This is a genomic window from Natrinema hispanicum (assembly GCF_900111485.1).
In the GTDB taxonomy this organism is placed as follows: domain Archaea; phylum Halobacteriota; class Halobacteria; order Halobacteriales; family Natrialbaceae; genus Natrinema; species Natrinema hispanicum_A.
The window spans coordinates 1-16,576 of record NZ_FOIC01000044.1 but is presented as its reverse complement, the minus strand read 5'-3'; the positions used below and the strand labels follow the sequence as shown (position 1 = coordinate 16,576).

19 protein-coding genes and 3 pseudogenes are annotated in these 16,576 nt (G+C 54.5%); 16 read left to right on the top strand and 6 right to left on the bottom strand.

The annotated features are described in order from the left end of the window. The first annotated feature begins 98 nt into the window (after positions 1–98). Positions 99–464: a DUF7568 family protein gene (locus BSG09_RS18510; RefSeq protein WP_092935785.1), complete on the top strand. Its 366-nt coding sequence runs from the start codon at positions 99–101 to the stop codon at positions 462–464. 83 nt (positions 465–547) lie between these two features. On the opposite strand, the gene BSG09_RS18505 is transcribed toward BSG09_RS18510, so the two are convergent. Together BSG09_RS18505 and BSG09_RS21025 are read right to left on the bottom strand one after the other, a co-directional pair. Next, positions 548–826: a winged helix-turn-helix transcriptional regulator gene (locus BSG09_RS18505; protein WP_092935789.1), complete on the bottom strand. Its 279-nt coding sequence runs from the start codon at positions 824–826 to the stop codon at positions 548–550. 113 nt (positions 827–939) lie between these two features. Next, positions 940–1,095 (bottom strand): hypothetical protein, encoded by a 156-nt coding sequence (locus BSG09_RS21025; RefSeq protein ID WP_165396988.1) that lies wholly within the window; start codon positions 1,093–1,095, stop codon positions 940–942. 135 nt (positions 1,096–1,230) lie between these two features. Between BSG09_RS21025 and BSG09_RS18500 the strand changes: the two genes are divergently transcribed. The 8 genes and pseudogenes from BSG09_RS18500 to BSG09_RS18465 all read left to right on the top strand — a co-directional run bounded on the left by BSG09_RS18500 (position 1,231) and on the right by BSG09_RS18465 (position 8,637). Further along, positions 1,231–1,458, top strand: a complete 228-nt coding sequence (locus BSG09_RS18500; protein ID WP_092935783.1) for a hypothetical protein — start codon at positions 1,231–1,233, stop codon at positions 1,456–1,458. Positions 1,459–1,624: 166 nt separating this feature from the next. Then, a complete protein-coding gene (locus BSG09_RS18495; RefSeq protein ID WP_092935781.1) occupies positions 1,625–2,017 on the top strand; it encodes a DoxX family membrane protein in 393 nt (130 codons plus the stop codon). Positions 2,018–2,379: 362 nt separating this feature from the next. After that, positions 2,380–3,030, top strand: coding sequence for an ArsR/SmtB family transcription factor (locus tag BSG09_RS18490; protein ID WP_092935779.1), 651 nt, complete (start codon positions 2,380–2,382; stop codon positions 3,028–3,030). 71 nt (positions 3,031–3,101) lie between these two features. Continuing rightward, a complete protein-coding gene (locus BSG09_RS18485) occupies positions 3,102–4,076 on the top strand; it encodes a hypothetical protein (protein ID WP_175542260.1) in 975 nt (324 codons plus the stop codon). A gap of 277 nt (positions 4,077–4,353) precedes the next feature. After that, a pseudogene (locus BSG09_RS18480) lies at positions 4,354–5,624 on the top strand (RNA-guided endonuclease InsQ/TnpB family protein). A gap of 182 nt (positions 5,625–5,806) precedes the next feature. Next, positions 5,807–6,928, top strand: a complete 1,122-nt coding sequence (locus BSG09_RS18475) for an AI-2E family transporter (RefSeq protein ID WP_092935777.1) — start codon at positions 5,807–5,809, stop codon at positions 6,926–6,928. Between the two features lie 40 nt (positions 6,929–6,968). After that, on the top strand, positions 6,969–7,577 hold the full coding sequence (locus tag BSG09_RS18470; protein ID WP_223174768.1) for a TetR/AcrR family transcriptional regulator: 609 nt from the start codon (positions 6,969–6,971) through the stop codon (positions 7,575–7,577). Between the two features lie 310 nt (positions 7,578–7,887). Further along, positions 7,888–8,637, top strand: a complete 750-nt coding sequence (locus BSG09_RS18465) for an SDR family NAD(P)-dependent oxidoreductase (RefSeq protein ID WP_092935773.1) — start codon at positions 7,888–7,890, stop codon at positions 8,635–8,637. A gap of 20 nt (positions 8,638–8,657) precedes the next feature. Here BSG09_RS18465 and BSG09_RS18460 read toward each other — a convergent pair whose 3' ends face one another. Next, positions 8,658–9,413, bottom strand: a complete 756-nt coding sequence (locus BSG09_RS18460; protein ID WP_092935771.1) for a glucose 1-dehydrogenase — start codon at positions 9,411–9,413, stop codon at positions 8,658–8,660. Between the two features lie 706 nt (positions 9,414–10,119). On the opposite strand from BSG09_RS18460, the gene BSG09_RS18450 reads away from it, so the two are divergent. Continuing rightward, positions 10,120–10,809, top strand: coding sequence for a TVP38/TMEM64 family protein (locus BSG09_RS18450; RefSeq protein ID WP_092935767.1), 690 nt, complete (start codon positions 10,120–10,122; stop codon positions 10,807–10,809). A 73-nt stretch (positions 10,810–10,882) separates the two neighbouring features. Continuing rightward, positions 10,883–11,100 (top strand): annotated as a pseudogene (locus tag BSG09_RS18445) (hypothetical protein). A gap of 91 nt (positions 11,101–11,191) precedes the next feature. On the opposite strand, the gene BSG09_RS18440 reads toward BSG09_RS18445, so the two are convergent. Further along, positions 11,192–12,163 carry a hypothetical protein gene (locus BSG09_RS18440; RefSeq protein WP_092935765.1) on the bottom strand — a complete coding sequence of 324 codons (972 nt, stop codon included), beginning with the start codon at positions 12,161–12,163 and terminating at the stop codon, positions 11,192–11,194. Between the two features lie 276 nt (positions 12,164–12,439). Between BSG09_RS18440 and BSG09_RS18435 the strand changes: the two genes are divergently transcribed. Both BSG09_RS18435 and BSG09_RS18430 read left to right on the top strand, forming a co-directional pair. Continuing rightward, positions 12,440–12,883, top strand: coding sequence for a DUF4870 domain-containing protein (locus tag BSG09_RS18435; RefSeq protein WP_092935763.1), 444 nt, complete (start codon positions 12,440–12,442; stop codon positions 12,881–12,883). A gap of 85 nt (positions 12,884–12,968) precedes the next feature. Beyond that, entirely contained in the window at positions 12,969–14,363 is a 1,395-nt protein-coding gene (locus BSG09_RS18430) for a DUF6498-containing protein (protein WP_175542259.1), read from the top strand. Positions 14,364–14,435: 72 nt separating this feature from the next. On the opposite strand, the gene BSG09_RS21645 is transcribed toward BSG09_RS18430, so the two are convergent. Further along, complete coding sequence (locus BSG09_RS21645; protein ID WP_262488534.1) at positions 14,436–14,564, bottom strand: hypothetical protein; 129 nt, start codon at positions 14,562–14,564, stop codon at positions 14,436–14,438. Positions 14,565–14,896: 332 nt separating this feature from the next. Between BSG09_RS21645 and BSG09_RS18425 the strand changes: the two genes are divergently transcribed. The 3 genes from BSG09_RS18425 to BSG09_RS21020 all read left to right on the top strand — a co-directional run bounded on the left by BSG09_RS18425 (position 14,897) and on the right by BSG09_RS21020 (position 16,359). Continuing rightward, on the top strand, positions 14,897–15,523 hold the full coding sequence (locus BSG09_RS18425) for a hypothetical protein (RefSeq protein ID WP_092935759.1): 627 nt from the start codon (positions 14,897–14,899) through the stop codon (positions 15,521–15,523). A 117-nt stretch (positions 15,524–15,640) separates the two neighbouring features. Next, positions 15,641–16,033: a hypothetical protein gene (locus BSG09_RS18420; protein WP_092935757.1), complete on the top strand. Its 393-nt coding sequence runs from the start codon at positions 15,641–15,643 to the stop codon at positions 16,031–16,033. Positions 16,034–16,206: 173 nt separating this feature from the next. Further along, positions 16,207–16,359 (top strand): hypothetical protein, encoded by a 153-nt coding sequence (locus tag BSG09_RS21020; protein WP_165396990.1) that lies wholly within the window; start codon positions 16,207–16,209, stop codon positions 16,357–16,359. A gap of 89 nt (positions 16,360–16,448) precedes the next feature. On the opposite strand, the pseudogene BSG09_RS20445 reads toward BSG09_RS21020, so the two are convergent. Next, a pseudogene (locus BSG09_RS20445) lies at positions 16,449–16,576 on the bottom strand (IS5/IS1182 family transposase); the annotation flags it as partial.

The following is a 16,576-nucleotide window of genomic DNA, read 5'->3' as shown; positions in this document are numbered from 1 at the left end:
GGATCCGCCATCGCAGACACCTCGATCGCCTCCTCGAGGACACTGACGAGAGCGAGACGTGCTGGATCGTGCCGGCAGACGTCCATTTCTGAGTACTCATGCCCCGAATCACCAACTGGACGCGAGAGAGTCGAACACCCACGCTGGCATATCGAAACACGGAGACTGGAGCACGAGCCATCCTGCATCGTGCCCCGGACTCCTACGCGTACAAGTGGCGGGCAGCGATTCTCGTCGACGGCTATCCGGTGTGGTCGCGTGGCTTCGAGACGAAGGAGGCGACCAGCGTTCGGGATGAACTTCGGAACCGCCCAGCCCCCGAACTCGCTTGTCCTGAGTGTCCAAACGACGACGTCATTGTCGGCCAGAAGTCTGCCACTGGTGCGAAGGTCCAGCGATGGTTCGACTGTCCTGACTGTGGCTACGAAGCTCCCTCGAAAATCGTCTATGGCGCAGAACGCTAACAGCTGGTGAGAGCGAGAGAGCAAGCTAATCGCTCAAAGCAATCATGTGTCTCGAGGAGCGGTCGCAGTTCAATTAGTCGTCGTTACTTCGCGTCTTCGATCAACTGTTCGAAATCCCCTACCCTCCTGTACTCGTCTCTATGAGCGAGTGCGGCTTGCCCCTTTGGTGTGATTTCATACAGTCCAGACCGTTCTTTGGGTCCTATTTTGCGTACGAGACCATAATCTGCAAGCACCGGTAGCCGAGTATTGATGTTCTTACGGCTCTTCCCCGTATGTGCCGCGAGATTCGACGCAACGTTGCGTCCCCTCTTATCGAGCTCCTCAAGGATTAGGAAGTCTGTTGGGCGTCGGAGTTTCATTGTCGCCATTCCCCATCCATTGTTGGTGATCATTATCGTGGTTTTATATTAATAATAGTGATTCACAGACAGTAATCAGTGTGAAACATACGGTCACTACACATATGTGTCGGTCAGCGATACTTTCCAACTATGGTCACAACGATACCGAGGCCGATGAGGAAAACCGAAGGGACGACCACTCTCGAAAAGCCCTGTACTGTCGCTGTTGAACCGGTGATGAGCCCAAGTCCGATGAATAAAACACCAACAGACTCAATTTGATTCATGCCTATTAATACATGTCTGGATATAATAAATACACTGTCTGTACGTACCGTAGCAAGTGGTCATCCCTCACTTGCGGAAAGAGCCAGAGAGCAGTACAGTTTTTCGTGCCCCACTAGGGGCGGGAGCGATACTCAATGAGCGATCCGTCAGAGCAACCTCGAAACTCGAGTAAACTCTCACCAGCACAGCGACTCGAGGCACCGAACACACGACTCATCGACGCCAGCATCGCAACGATCAACGATATGGAGACGCTGCGAGCCTGCATCGCCTATGAAAACCAGCACCAACAACGAGTTCCGATCCTCCGCCAACTCGAGAAGCGGGCCAACGAACTCCGTTCGCAGGAGGACAATGACTAACTCGACACGTCATCTGACATAGCCTCTCACCGATAGCGTTCTGGCGAGCATCTTCGGACAGACACCACATTCGCTGTGTACCACTGTCTATGTACTCTACACGAGATAGCGGCAGGAGCGTCAGAGATAGTGGTAGTTAACCCGCCAGCGCCCTCTGGTCTAGTTGATGTCTGATTCCGACTCTGCTCACGAGAGCCCACCGTCGTTGCTCGGTCGACTCCTCTTTGGGAGCGGGCTTGCAGCACTCGCACTCCGCAACCTGACGAATCTTGACGGACGAATCGCCTATGCAGATGCCAAAGGCGTCCCCCTCGCAGACAAACTCGTTCCCGCCTCGAGTGGTCTCCTCCTCGGTGGCGGCCTTGGCATCGGCCTCTGGAAACTGCCCAAACTGTCTGCAGCCAGTATCGCCGCGTTCTTTATCGGCGTGACTCCGGTCATGCACGATTTCTGGGCTGTCGACGAAGAATCATACGATCAAGAACTCACCTCGTTCCTTCAGAATCTCGTGCTCCTCGGCGCTGCAATCGCCTTCTTCAAGCGAGCACGGCAAAACTAACCCAACGAGGTCGTCGACTCCCGCTTACGAACATATTCACGTTTCGATCACGAACATATCCGGGCCAGTTACAGCGCTCGAGACCGTCGTCACCCTTCTGCTAGTCGGCGCTCATGACGCGCTCGCAGCCGATCTCTTCTACCTCAAGCATAGAGAAGAATTCCTTGTCGCTTTTGAGCGAGCAATCGCGGCGGCTTGTACGCTTGACTGATCATATTGCAGAAACAGAACGCTTGTCATGGAACCAGGACAAGAGAAGTGAATTTTCTGACTAAAGAAGAAAAGAGGTCAGTCCAATATGGACTTAAATCGTTCTTTGAGTGTTCCATATCTGTTTAATACTGTAGAGACAAATCAACGCTATGTCATCGCTTTTGCCACTTAAGCCATCGACTGAATCTGCAGCCGATCGTGACCTAGAACCCAAACTTGTCGAGTTCGAAGATGATGCCGCAGATCAGATCTTGTCAGCAGTTTCTTCAGCGACAGCACGACATATTCTCAGTGCTATTTACGATGAACCAACAACAGCGTCTGAAATCGCTACCAAACTTGACTCCTCGGTCCAGAATGTCAGTTATCATCTTGAACGGCTCGAGGATGCAAACCTAGTCGAAATAATCGGGACCTGGTACTCTAAGCAGGGCCGCGAAATGGATGTCTACGGGCCGACCAATAGCACGCTCGTCCTGTTTGCAGGGGCTGAGCGAGCAACTCCTTCACTCGCAACCGCATTACGTCGAGTACTCGGTGCAGTCAGTATCATCGGACTCGTCAGTGCGCTCGTCCATACGCGGTGGGCCGGAACTAAAGCCACACCTTCTCCCCGAGTCCGGACGGTTCGGGCCCCTATTCAGCAACCTGAGCCTACCCTCTGGGAGAATATTACCACATTCAGTACTGGGCCTGGTGGCTTTGTCCTTGGAATCGGCTTACTCATAACCGTCTCTCTATTCGGAATTTGGTACTGGCGAGCCTACCTTCCGGCGCAAAAGAATCAACACTTGACATGAGTTCGAGAAGGACTCAAAGACGTCTTTGAATTTGGGATAGCACGATATATACCGCACTATTACAGAAAGGTATGGAACGTAGAGCGTTTCTGACAACGGTTAGCGTCGGTTTGACGACCGCAGTAGCTGGTTGTACCTCGCAAGCGAGTCCCAGCGAAGAGGAAAATAAGACAAACAGCCAACCGTCCACTGAGATACAAGACAGCACGCAGACAGAGACCAAGATAGGGGCTGAAAAAACGCTCATTAGAGAGGGTAGTACTGCTGAACGAACTCTCGGAACAGGATCACTGACGGAGGGCGGTCTCCGGACGCCACACCACGTCGTACTTACGAATCAGACAGGCGAAACACAGACAGCTACGTTTGTGATCATGCAGTCTAACAGTAGCGTTCTCAATGAGCAGTTCGAACTCGAATCGGCTGCAACCGTTGTTGCTACCCTTACGGATCTCGGTACTTACGATACCCAAGTGACTGTTCCCAAGACAGACACGACAGAGTCAGTCACCATCGGTCCCGGCCAATTTTCCTGTAACGTAACCCGAACAACAGTCGGTATGCAAGCTGACGGCTCACTCGACTCCACAGTACTCTCGACACGAATGGCTTGTCCAAGCGTCATCACGGAACACGTCGCCGCCGGTGGGTCAACGTCGTACACACTTGGTGATGAATCGGTACTCCAAGACACTGGAAAGGGGACTCACAACGTTATGTTACGTAATCCAACCGATCAAGTGTGGACAGGCAGAATTATCGTCAAGAGCGGATCAACGACACAATTGGATGGTGTCTATACCATCGAAGCCAATGGGACAGTTCTACTCACACTGAGTGAGAGCAACACCTACCAGATACATATGAGTATTCTCGAAACAGATACTACAAAGACTGAGCAAGTTTCCCCGGAAAATTTCGACTGTAATCAATCCTCAACACGAGTTGTCATCAACAACGAAGGCGGGCTGGAAGCAAAGACCCTATCAACACTGATGGCTTGTCCTGACGACAGTAGTACCGCGACAAACAACACTTCATCATAGCAGGCTTAACGAAAGCCGAAGCAGGGACAACAACCCCCGCGCTGGTACGGGGCTGGGAAATTAACTCAGCCTCTCCCAGCAGTAAGTCTGCTCGTCTGACCGAATCCTCGCTTCGACGTTCACGAGAGTACGCTCTCGTACAACCTATCGGGATTCTATACTAAAGAAACGAGGGCGAGTACCCCGCGCCACCGGGCGCGGGGGTGAAGCCCGACACTCGGCCAACCTATCATCCTCCTTCTATACTTTTACAAGACCGCAGTACCACGATTAGAATATGCAGAAGTCGCTGACCAAAACACTCGTTTTTCAACTCCAACCAGACGAGTCCGGTCAGCAACTTCTGGACGACGCCTTCCTCGAAGCCCGCCGCGTGTACAACGAAACCATCCGCCGGGCAAAGAACGGTGATGGCTGGGATAAGATTCGGAAAGACTTGGAGTCTGACGCCGACCTTGTGAACAACACCACCCAACTCGTCGTACAGAAGTCGCTTGAAGCGATGGAAAACTATTACGAGTACGACGACTACAACCAACCCAGCCACACCACAGACAGCGCGTACCCGCTCCGGTCAAACTACGAGGAAGGGTACAACCTGTTCCTCGAAGACAACTGTATCCGTTACCGTCTCAGCGCGAAGCCGTACACCCCGGTGAAAGGCACTCTTTGCGGTTCACCCACGCCCTCGAACAACTCCGCCACGCCATCCAATCCGATGCGTGGCGTGTCGGAACGGCAGAAGCAATGAGGCGGAACGAGAAGTACGAACTCCACATCAATATCACCCACACGGAGGCCGATATCCAAGACAAAGAGGATTCACGAATGGTGGTGGGTGTGGATATTAACGAGGACTGCGTTGCGCTCGCTGCCCTCCACGAGGACGACATTGTTGATTCGGTGGTCATCGACTTCCCTGAAATCAAGGAGGAACGCCATCGATATTTCACGATGCGAAAGCGGATGCAAAACAACGGGAAGTCGTCGTTCGACCGGGCGTTCGAGCAACAAGAGGAACGGTTCGTCCACGACCAACTCCACAAAGTCTCTCGACAAGTCGTGGAGTGGGTGTCTCAGTTCGAGAAGCCCGTCATCGTCTTTGAAGACCTCAAAGAGATGCGGAACTCGATTGACTATGGCACCCGGATGAACCGTCGCCTTCACTCACTTCCGTTCCGCAAACTTCGAGAGTTCATCACGTACAAAGCCGCGTTCCAGGGGGTTCCGTCCGACGAAATCAACCCGGAATACACGAGTCAGGCGTGTTCACTCACCGAGTGTGAGCAGACAACTCGTGCAAACCGGAACAAGAAGCGATTCAAGTGCGTGAATTGTGGGCGGCAAGACCACGCTGACCGGAACGCGGCTATCAACATCGCCAAGAAGGGATTGGCGACACTGGATAGGAATGTGCCTGCTCTCAAGACGCTTCCCAACGTGCGGAAGCTGCGACGGCAGGCATCGGGCTGTGTGACCCAGCCGACCGTGACCCACGACACCGCCAGAGGTCACCACGCCGATGGTGTCGCGGGTGTGTCCGACTAATCCACGGGAAGCCACGGGCCACCGCGCCCGTGGCGGTTCACGAAACCTAAGGATGCCACCGTTCCGGGCTTTCGGGACCGTTGGCTACACCAGTTCCCCGAAGACTGGCGATTGCCATACATAGACCGTGTTCAATACCTCGTATCACCAGATTCATTTATATGTTGAATGGATGTTCATGTGTGACAGATAGTACTAATTTGCCGAACTGGGTCACCGCACAGCTCGGCTTAACTATACTCGCACTGGTGAGCAGTCTGCTCGCACTGTTCGTTTTCCTCCCGTATCTGCAGTACATCCTCTTCGGAATCGTACTCGCGTATATTATGTTACCTGTGCAGCACCACCTCGAGCAATATATCAGACCGACAGTTGCAGCGATCGTGGTGGTCACAGCAACTGTACTCGTCGTACTGCTCCCGCTCATCTATATTGTTGTGACTGCAGTTGAACAGTCGTTCCGGGTTGTCCGTGCGATCAGACAGGGACAACCCAACGGTGAAGCGGTCAAAGAGATCCTCGGGACGATCGAAGTCAATCTTGAGAGCAACGGGTACGAGGCCGATCTTGTTGGACTATATGATGCAAATCAACACCGGATTGCGTCCACTCTCCAAGAGATCATAAGAGAGATCATTACTGTCGTCGGTGATCTCCCCAGTATCTTCATCGGCCTGACCGTCACGCTGTTCGTCCTCTTTGCACTATTGCGAGATGGGGAACAACTCGTCGCATGGCTGCAGTGGGTATTGCCGATCGACAACGAGGTATTGGCAGAACTCCGAACTAGTTTAGATCAGCTCATGTGGGCCTCGATCGTCGGGAACGTCGCCGTTGCAGCTATTCAGGCGGTGATGCTTGGAGTTGGACTAGCGATCGCAGGTGTCCCCGCTATCGTTTTCCTCACTGTTGCGACGTTCGTTCTGACACTACTTCCGCTGGTCGGTGCGTTCGGGATCTGGATTCCGGCAGCGGCTTATTTGATTGGAATGGGTAGACCAACCGCCAGCGTAGCGATGGTCATTTACGGGCTGATTGTCACGTTCTCGGACTCGTACCTTCGGCCTGCGCTGATTGGCCGTACTAGTGCATTCAATTCCGCCATTGTTGTCGTCGGCATCTTCGGTGGTCTCATCATCTTCGGAGCCATCGGTCTCTTTATCGGTCCTGTCGTCCTTGGCGGCGCAAAGCTCACCCTCGATTCGTTCGCTCGAGCACATACCGATGAGTCGCTTGCCGAGGACACATCCGAGAATGACGTAGACAAGAATCAATCCGCTGGAGTACTGCAGGACGTTCACTAACTCGAAAGGAACACGCTACTTGAACACGGATACTCTATCAATGAACATTGGAAATGATCTCGACCAGATGGACCCCGTAAAACGAGACATTATGGAAGCGACATACAAAGCCGTCAGTGAACACGGATACGGCGATCTGACAATCCAACACATCGCCGACGAGTTCGAAAACAGCAAGACACTGATCTATTATCACTATGACGGCAGAGATGAACTCCTCGTCGACTTCCTTGATTACGTGCTCCAGCAATTCCTTGCCAATCTTCCAGATAGCACACAGTCACCACGGCGAGAACTCGAAACGCTCGTTGATACGCTTCTTCCACCCACCGTCGAGGAAGAAACGTATCATGTCATGCTAGCGATGTTCGAGCTTCGAGTTAATGCGCCACACGACGAAGACTGTCGGGAACAGTACCTTGTCGTGGACAACGAACTCAAGAGCCTTCTTCAAGACATTCTTTCTCGAGGCGTCAAAGCTGGTGTGTTCGAAGACATCACTCCAGCAGTAGAAGCTGAGTTGTTCCTTTCTCTGTTGATTGGGACCCGTGCACGCCGGCTTACGGTCTACCACCCGGACGAGTCAATTGAGTCGCTAAAAGAAGCAATTCAAACTCATATCGACCGTATCACCGCTTCTTCTGAGTAGCTCGTATTCGTTACCTGTTTCGAGCCTGTATTTTAACAGGAGATAGGTAGTGACTCAGGGTCTGTAGCATCAGGTGTCAGCTCCCCTTCTGTTACAGTGAGTTGAGCACTCCGCTTATGATCCAACTTGAAAGCATACTTACCTCAAAGCGTCACCGAAAGTCGGGCTCACTGTCAGAGTGATGAACAAGCAACCACTATTCGATCGCCACAGGTGGGTTTGCTCGTCGGGAATAGGTTTTGCTCGGTCAAAATATGGAAGCAACTGCGTACCAGAAGGCTCTTTACAAAATATTCAATATATAAAAGAGATGTTCGACTATACAGATTCCGTCGTGCTCATCACCGGAGCCGGCTCCGGCATCGGACATGCCACTGCTCAACGATTCGCGAATGAAGGTGCACACGTCATTGTGGCAGATATCGACACCGAAGCCGGTCAAGAAACTGCCGAACAGATCAACACCAATCATGGATCCGCGACCTTTGTCGAGGTTGACACCAGCCGTCCGTCTTCGATAGCCGCACTCATAGACGCTACACTCGAAGAACATGGTCGACTTGATTGTGCTATCAACAACGCAGCGACCGGCAACCAACCATCACCGATAACAGATATCGACGAAGAAGACTGGAATCAGGTTATTGATGTCAATCAAACAGGTGTGTGGGCCGGCATGAAATACGAACTCCCTGCACTCCTCGAATCAGGTGGTGGCGCTATCGTCAACGTCGCTTCGAAAGCCGGCATTCGAGGCAGTCCAGGTCGAGCACCCTATGGAGCGAGTAAACATGCGGTGGTCGGGCTTACACGCACAGCAGCTCTCGAGGTTGCTGGAGATGGTGTCCGAGTCAACGCTGTTTGTCCAACGATCGTCGATACACCAGCTCTCCGATCGATGTCCGAAGAAGAACGCGAGGCGGTTATCAAGAACGTCCCGATGGAACGTGCCGCGACACCTGAAGAAGTAGCAAACGTGATTGTGTGGCTCTGTTCAAAAGAAGCCTCGTTCATCACTGGGCAGGCGATTCCCGTCGACGGTGGGGAAACACAACAGTAGTTACAGGACGATCAGTCTTCTCAGGCGAGTTTTCCCCCCTCAACCGGGAGCGCATGCCCGTTCACGAACGACGCATCGTCGGACGCCAACCACGCCACAGTGGTGGCTATTTCCTCTGGCTCTGCCATTCTGCCCAGAGGCTGTTCGCGGGTCATTGCTTCAACTGCCTCCGAGTGTTCCTCGAGTGTTCGTTCGACCATGGGTGTCCGAACCACGCCAGGACAGACAGCATTGATACGGACACCTTGCTCGGCATAACGGACAGCGGCAGACTTGGTGAGTCCAACAACCCCGTGTTTGCTTGCAGTATATGGAGCGCTTCCGTCTGCTGAGAGTCCGGCAATCGAGGACGTGTTTACGATGGCACCGCCATCAGTATCTGTGAGTTTCGGAAGCTCGTATTTCATCGCTAACCAGACACCAGTCAAATTGATGTCCAGAACACGCTGCCAGTTATCCATACTCTGCTCGGTGAGTGGTGCATTGTCACCTTCGATACCCGCGTTGTTGTGTGCGATGTCAAGGCCGCTGTAGGTGTCACAGGCAGTTTCGACCATTGCTTCGACATCAGATTCATCGGTCACGTCAACTTGGACAAAGACTGCTTCCCCGCCAGCAGCTTCGATCTGGTCAACAGTTTCAGTTCCGCCCTCTGTATCGATGTCTGCGACCACGACGTTTGCACCGTGGTGAGCGAAATGTTCCGCGGTTGCGCGACCAATTCCTGAGCCTGCACCGGTGACGAGTGCAGTCTTGTCTTCGAATTGCGTATCCATACAAGTACTGAATACAAATTCAATATATAAAAGCCTGATGCCACCCACAGAAACCTCGGCTCTTGGGACTGGGCAGTTCCGTCAGATATGGTAAACCTCGAGCAACCGCTATTCCTGTTCGGTCATGACGTTGAGAGAATTCTATCACTGGTATCCACGGTGACGAAGGGTATCTCTATAGCGGCGAACTGCCATCGCGGAACCCATTTGACGAACCAGTCGAGTGGACCGTCAAGGCGAGCGACCACGCTGGCTTTCTTCGGTGGAACGGGCCGCAGACGACGCGTTCGAGCGAGCAAAGCCAGCACAGTGGCATGAGGAACTGAATACACAACTCATTGATCCCAGCATCGCGACTATCAACGATATGAGCAGGCTACGAGCCAGCATAGTCTACGAAAGCCAACATCAGCAACGCCTCCCCATTCTTCGACACCTCGAGAAGCGTGCTAACGAACTCTACCTATGATGCAACTGAGTCACTGCTCTTATCGACACAGTCGCTACCGATAGCGTTTCCTGACCCTCCCTTCGAAAGCTTATTCTCTATACCGGCGTATAGCAATAGTCGGATGGATATCTTAGAGATATCTGGGATTGTGCTGATCTTACTTCTATTAGCAGTTTTTCTCTTGGGGACGATTATAGCCGGTTCGACTGCTGGATTGTGATAAGTGTGCTGTATCAATACAATTGGTGGAGCTGAATGCAGGTTTTCTCTTCTAGAGCGGCGTTCCGTCGCGGTCTCGTGGGTGTTTGTCTTCTACTAGCCACGTTCTTCGCGGTATATGCCGGTGCTCGACAGTACGCACCGTTTGTTTTCGATGTCGAAGAACTCCGCGCATGGATCGGTCAATTTGGCGCCTTCGCACCGCTCGTATTCGTTCTCGTCCAAGCTGTACAAGTTATTGTGGCCCCCATTCCGGGGCAGTTCGTCGCACTTGTTTCGGGATACGTGTTCGGGCCACTTGCAGGAACAGTGTACAGCCTTGTTGGCGTCCTCCTCGGAAGTTCAATCGCGTTCTGCCTTGCCAAACGATTTGGACGGCCATTCGTCGAGCAACTCCTTCACGAGAATGTATTAACTCGATTCGATGGGTTCGTCGAACGGGTTGGGATTCCTGGACTGTTGGCATTCGTCATCATTCCCGGCCTTCCAGATGACGCAATCTGTTTCCTGAGTGGTCTCACAAAATGGCGTCTCCGAACATTCCTCACCGTGATTAGTATCGGTCGCCTCCCAGCATATGTTGTTACCGTCTATGCCGGCGGTGAACTTGCAACAGGAAAAGTCTCTACAGCAGTAATACTTCTCGGTGCCATCATCGTCGCTTCTGTTATTGGGTATGTGAAACAGGAGTCGATCCGGACAGTGATCGGACGATTTCGAATGTAATCATTCCTCACCTGTAAAAGTCCACAGAGCAGTACAATTTTTCATTCTCCAACAGGGGCAGAGGCAACACCCAATGAACGACACGCCAGGACACACAAACGACCTCTCACCAGCGCAGCGGCTCGAAGCACCGAACACACGGCTCATCGACCCAGCATCGCGATGATCCACGATATGGAGACACTGAGAGCCTGCATCGCCTACGAAAACCAACACCAACAACGTGTCCCGATCCTCCGCCAACTCGAGAAGCGGGCTACCGAACTCCGCTCGCAGGACGACGATGACTAACTTGACACTGCCAGTGTCAGCTTGCAGGACGACCGGGAGGAACCCTGCTGATTCCTTGCTCTGTACGTGATGCCACAAAAGCTGTCACCAGTCATCCCTGTACCTCCGTCCCTGCCCGGAAGCTGGTGAGGTCATCGATACGCTCTTCGAGGGCCTCGATCTCCTGTCGCAGTTCCTCGGCTTCTGTCTCCTCGCTGGCGGCAAGTCGGTCCTTCAAGCCCTGAAGGCGCGACTCCTTGACGTCGTCGTCGACCTCCGCCTTGCGAACGTACTCGCTCTCATCGATCTCGTAGACATCCGACTCGGTGAGTGTCGTCACCTCAAGTGCTTCGTCGACCTTCTGGCGATCAACGCTCATGACCCGCTCGCGGTCGATCCCTTCCGCCTCGAGCATCGAGAGGATGTCCTCGTCGTCTTTGAGCGAGCGGTTGCGGCGACTCGTACGCTGGACCGAGCCGTACTGGCCCGCAACAGGACGGTCGTGATGGAGCCGGGAGAGAAGCACATCGGCGACCTCCTGGCGAAAGTCGTTAGCATCACGCTGGACATCCGACAGCAGCGTGTAGAGATTTACGAGGGTGGCCGTCTCCAAGTCAGGCAGGTCGGTTACGTCGTGGCGCTCGAGTGCATCGATCAGGAGTAGGCCATCCGAGTAGACATCGAGGCCGTCTGGTTCGGTGCGGTCGTCGTCATCAGGTTCATGTGCTGTGTCGGCCAGTTGGGTCGTCGTCGGCCCGTCTGTCTCGGCGATCACACCCGCGTCTTCGTCGATCTCGAATCGGGGATGAACGCTCAACACCGCTGGATACGGGTCAGCATCTGGCGGCAGCCGGTCGAGATCGAACCCATCGTGCGCAGTCTGTATCTGATGATACAGCGACTCGAACTGATCGCGTTGAAGCGGGCGCTTCTCGCTGGACTCGTCGAACTGGACGATAATGCGGTGTTCCTGGATATCTGTGATGTGGATGTGGGAGTGCGACAATGGTGTGATCAGTGTCGCGTCTGCCGGCAGCTCATCCAGATGCTCGAGAAGCGTGTGCCAACTGACGCTGAATGGCATACACGGAAGTTACGCGCCGTCCCGACTAAATCTTGTTCTCGGCGGGTGTCAGGGAACTCTCCTACTGGTTTGATCCACCGACTGTTGCGGTGAATTGACCGGTAAGTAGCTGTGCGAACTGACCTTGAGACACCTATTAATTGTAGATGGTTTCCATATCATCTTGCAGGGAATAAGGCGCATGTTTTCCAGACCAAAGGTACTTACACCCATAATGATATAAATTCTACATGAAAGAGACACAGAACAACCTGCAGATCACAGATTACCACATCCATGACATTCACAGCAACTCTATCTGACCCTGAACTGTCCGATGAACGCTCTATCGGTGGCATCCTTGTCCACCTGCTTGGACTGTTTACTGGATTTCTCGGTCCCCTAATCCTGTACGCTGTTTCAGATAACGAGTTCACACGGACGAACGCCCGTCACACCATCAATTGGCACGTTACCGTGTCCGTACTCATGATTGTCGCCCTTGTGATGTTCTTTCTCGGCGCCGATGAGATCACTGTCCTAGGAGAAACAACTGAGGTTTCTTTGCTCCCAGCCCCGCTCGATATCGTGTTTGGGCTCGTCGGATTCCTCCTGATAATCGTCCTAGTGATTGCAATATTTCTTACATTGGTGTACACCATCGTCGCAACGGTAAAAGCGATATCTGGATCGACTTGGACGTATCCTGGAGCGATCGCTTTCGTCGAGCGATATAGGTAGGAGATTCATATTATCTCAAGAAGGGAAGCTGGTTGAACATGGCCGAGATTGAACTGGACGTGCTCAAACTACAGATGATGGATCTATGAAGCCACCATCGAACGATTCATCTGCCGTGTTTCTGGTGACAGTCGCGGCGAACGTCATCCCGCTGGTCGGCGTGTTCCACCTCGGGTGGAGCGCACAGACGTTCGCGGTCGTCTACGCGATGGAATTGGTCGTCGCTGTCCCGTTCGCCGGGTTGAAGGCATTATTCGCGCGCCGCCCGCCGAACTACGACGATCTGGAGCGCCCACAGGAGGATAACCCGCTCAAGTCCGACGAGTTAGGCGGGGTCTCCGTCGGACCGAGCGACCTCAACCGCCGGCGTGGGAGCGTCACGGCCGTCGACTCGCTCCCACCGATCTACCCCCGGAACTTCCCGTTCGTCTTGCAAGCGTTCGGGGCTGGCGTGGCGCTCCTTGGGATATACCTCGCCGTACTGAGCCGTTTCATCGACGTGCCGGCGATGCTCGCCGATCCGATGGTGGCGGCGAGCGCCGTCTCCCTGATTGTCTCTCAAGTCGGCGTCATCAACCGCGAGTACTTCCGCAAGCGGCGCTACGAGACGAGCACCCCTCGGGACGTGATCAGAAGCGCGAAGAACGAGGCCGGGGTAGCCGTGGTGCTACTCTGGTTCGCGGCCGCCGGTGGTCCGACCGGCGCGCTGGTTGCGTTCGTCACGGTGAAGCTATTCGCGGAGTGGGGGGACTACCGCGCCGGGCAGTCGTCCACCACCGACAAGGGGGTGGGGACGCTCCCGCCTGTGGCGGCTCCGGATGCGTCGCCGACGGCTGAGGTCCGTCCGGACCGGCGCGCCGTCCGCGGCGCCGCGTTCTGGCGGGGCGCGAAGTCCGCAATCGGTAGCGGCCCGGTGTACCTCTTCGCGTGGGTTGGGCTCACCAGCGGATCGACAGGGCTGGTCGCTGCCACGGTGGTCTGTTTCGGCCTCCTGCCGGCCGGCATCGGTGGGCTGAAGACCGTCGAGTACGCCCTCACTCACGGTACACTGGCGTACCAGTGTCGCGACGACACGGTGGTCGCGTACGACGACCTCACCGAGGCGGTTCAGTGGACGATCCCCGTTGACGACCTCCGGGACGCCGAACTGTGTGAGGGAGAGTTCGTCGATCGCGCCTGTGATACTCGGACGTTCTCGCTCACTCCCTCTGTGGGGGAGTACGACCTCAGCGTCGCGCACCTCCGGGAGTATGACCGGGCCGTCGAGGCGTTCGAACTCCCCGTCGAGACGACGGCGTTCGGCCCGCTTGACCGACGTGTGGCCGGGGTGGCGGCCGTGGTCGGAGCCTGTGGCGTCGCCGCCGTGGCGGGCCTCGCCTATTACGCTCCCTCCGTCGGGGCGGCCGCCGCCGGGTTCGGCGGCCCGTTCGGCGTCGTCGTCCTCAGATCGGCGTGGCAGTGGGCGCTCCCGGCCGCCTGAGCCGACGTCGACGGCGGGCGGAGCGGGCGCGTCGCAGCCGGTCACCGCGACGCGTCCGCCCATGTATCGGGATCAGAACTCCGACAGCTCCGGGGCGGACGAGCCCTGACTCGAGAAGGGGACGTCGCTGACGATGGCGACTTTGAACTCGAATCCTGGGTTGATCGTCAGGATGTCGGTCCAGAAAATGTTGTCCTCCATGCAGACCTCGAGCGAGGACTCATCGGCTGAGCCGACTCTATTGGAATCCTCAGCAAGTGATATATTCTGACTGGGTTGTGGTCAATGCAGATGCTGTACTTGTCGATTCGGGAGACCTCAATATGGACTGTGTGAACAGTTTGATGACTCACTCTACGGAGAGAACGTCTCGAGCAGGGCGAGTCCAACACCATGGGCGAACCCGTAGACGTATCCCATCTGGTACGGAGAGTCGACGGAGCCGTACTTAGACGCCAGATTACCCTGTCCGCAGGAGTTGTTTGTGCGCCGGTGATGGGTGCCGGCGCACCCGCGCCGGAGAGAAAAGATCGATGTCAAACCGTAGTCAACTCCGATTCATCCACCGAAACGAGTCTGCAGCAGAACAGGACTCAACCAATCGCATCGCACAGGTCTACCGGCATTCCGACGGTTATCCGGAAAGCGTTCTCCAAGACCTTACTCGACTCAAGCAGTTGCTTGATGAGACACGAACAGAACGTGGTCCCAGCTACGCCGCCGCGCAGTTCATTTTCCTCGAGATGCTCTCGAGTATGAGCCTCTACATGGACAAGAGATGTGAGCGAAGCATTCGCGCTGATCAGCCGGAAGATTTGCTGGACCCGTCGAACATGGCACATCTCGAGCAACCGCTGTTCCTGCTCGGCCACGGCGTTGAGGATTCTGCCACCGGCATTCACGGTGACGAAGAGTATCTCGACATCGTCGAACTGCCAACGCAAGCTCCATTCGACGAACCGGCAGAGTGGACCGTCAAGGTGAGCGACCACGCCGGCTTTCCGCGGTGGGACGGGCCGACAGACGAGGCGTTCGAGCAAGCCTCGTGGCAGTTTCAGGGGTCGCTAGAAGCCGCTCTCGAGGAGTTGAGAGTCAAGTCCGTGTGTAACGACGCTCGATTCAGAACCTGTTACCAACAGCGAGGGCCTCAACAACGGTGAGAACACCAGTATCAGCGTTCCCGGAATTTAAGCTCGCGACTGGTCAAGCTATATCCACCACGCGTTTCGGTCACACAATTTTTCAAATAGATACCACGTACAGATACTAGCCCATCCATGAATGAACGACGAAATCGTCAACTAAGTGCCATCGTTGGTACGTTTCTTATTTTCATCACCGGTAGTGTCGTCCTACTTGTTGAGAATCTACTCAAAACACCACTTCTACTCAGTCAGGTGACGTTGCTAGGACTGGCAGGCATCTTCGATATCGTGGCAGCGACAGACACGCAACTAACTGCCCGCTGGGCATGGTATCAATGGAGTGGCCTCGGAAACATCTGTCTCGGACTGTCACTCCCACTTGGGTTCGTGGGAAGCAAAAACAGTCTCTTTTTCGTTCTAGTGGCCGGCATCGGTGGACTTTCGCTAGCGGCGATGGGTATTGACATGCTCGTCTATCATGGAAAGTATACCCGTGGTGAGAGGCTCGGTCAAAAGGGCACATAAAGTGAACAACCACTCCAAGTTTCTTCGGTAGGGCGGTCCACGGACATCGGGTTCGAGCAAGCGTTCTGGCATTTCCAGAACCCGCTCCCGAGAAGTTGTCGATTGAGTCTGCGGGACGACTGTTAATTCAGCTCACCGGCAGGCTTTTGCGAGCAACCCTGTAACTGTGCACCATGAGCCTCACCACTGATGACTTCGCCGAGTTCATGGCTGATGATCCAGAGGATGACAAAGGGGTTCCACTCGGGGATGCATTACTGGAGTTGGCTCTCGACATTGAGGTCGATGCTGTCGAAGAGATCCGTGACGCCCGCGAACGACTCTGAAACTACTGTATATGGGGCATATCTCTGAGTAGTGTGGCGACACACTAGGTTTTTCAGGACTGCTCTGTTGAATAGATGCTGAGTCACGGTTACAGAGGCTCACACAGCGATTCTATATTGATGAGGGCGAACATCAGGACAATTTCACGGAACTGGCGATACCAGCCCAGCGCTCGCACGGCGTCGCCGAGCGAGCGCTTCGTTGTTGAGTACGAGG

Coding starts and splice junctions, on each gene's coding strand:
- BSG09_RS18420 (WP_092935757.1), top strand. CDS start 15,641: ATGAATGAACGACGAAATCGTCAACTAAGTGCCATCGTTGGTACGTTT.
- BSG09_RS18495 (WP_092935781.1), top strand. CDS start 1,625: ATGTCTGATTCCGACTCTGCTCACGAGAGCCCACCGTCGTTGCTCGGT.
- BSG09_RS18440 (WP_092935765.1), bottom strand. CDS start 12,163: ATGCCATTCAGCGTCAGTTGGCACACGCTTCTCGAGCATCTGGATGAG.
- BSG09_RS18485 (WP_175542260.1), top strand. CDS start 3,102: ATGGAACGTAGAGCGTTTCTGACAACGGTTAGCGTCGGTTTGACGACC.
- BSG09_RS18460 (WP_092935771.1), bottom strand. CDS start 9,413: ATGGATACGCAATTCGAAGACAAGACTGCACTCGTCACCGGTGCAGGC.
- BSG09_RS18425 (WP_092935759.1), top strand. CDS start 14,897: ATGTCAAACCGTAGTCAACTCCGATTCATCCACCGAAACGAGTCTGCA.
- BSG09_RS18450 (WP_092935767.1), top strand. CDS start 10,120: ATGCAGGTTTTCTCTTCTAGAGCGGCGTTCCGTCGCGGTCTCGTGGGT.
- BSG09_RS21645 (WP_262488534.1), bottom strand. CDS start 14,564: ATGGAGGACAACATTTTCTGGACCGACATCCTGACGATCAACCCAGGA.
- BSG09_RS18490 (WP_092935779.1), top strand. CDS start 2,380: ATGTCATCGCTTTTGCCACTTAAGCCATCGACTGAATCTGCAGCCGAT.
- BSG09_RS21025 (WP_165396988.1), bottom strand. CDS start 1,095: ATGAATCAAATTGAGTCTGTTGGTGTTTTATTCATCGGACTTGGGCTC.
- BSG09_RS18465 (WP_092935773.1), top strand. CDS start 7,888: ATGTTCGACTATACAGATTCCGTCGTGCTCATCACCGGAGCCGGCTCC.
- BSG09_RS18505 (WP_092935789.1), bottom strand. CDS start 826: ATGAAACTCCGACGCCCAACAGACTTCCTAATCCTTGAGGAGCTCGAT.
- BSG09_RS18430 (WP_175542259.1), top strand. CDS start 12,969: ATGAAGCCACCATCGAACGATTCATCTGCCGTGTTTCTGGTGACAGTC.
- BSG09_RS18500 (WP_092935783.1), top strand. CDS start 1,231: ATGAGCGATCCGTCAGAGCAACCTCGAAACTCGAGTAAACTCTCACCA.
- BSG09_RS18510 (WP_092935785.1), top strand. CDS start 99: ATGCCCCGAATCACCAACTGGACGCGAGAGAGTCGAACACCCACGCTG.
- BSG09_RS18470 (WP_223174768.1), top strand. CDS start 6,969: ATGAACATTGGAAATGATCTCGACCAGATGGACCCCGTAAAACGAGAC.
- BSG09_RS21020 (WP_165396990.1), top strand. CDS start 16,207: ATGAGCCTCACCACTGATGACTTCGCCGAGTTCATGGCTGATGATCCA.
- BSG09_RS18435 (WP_092935763.1), top strand. CDS start 12,440: ATGACATTCACAGCAACTCTATCTGACCCTGAACTGTCCGATGAACGC.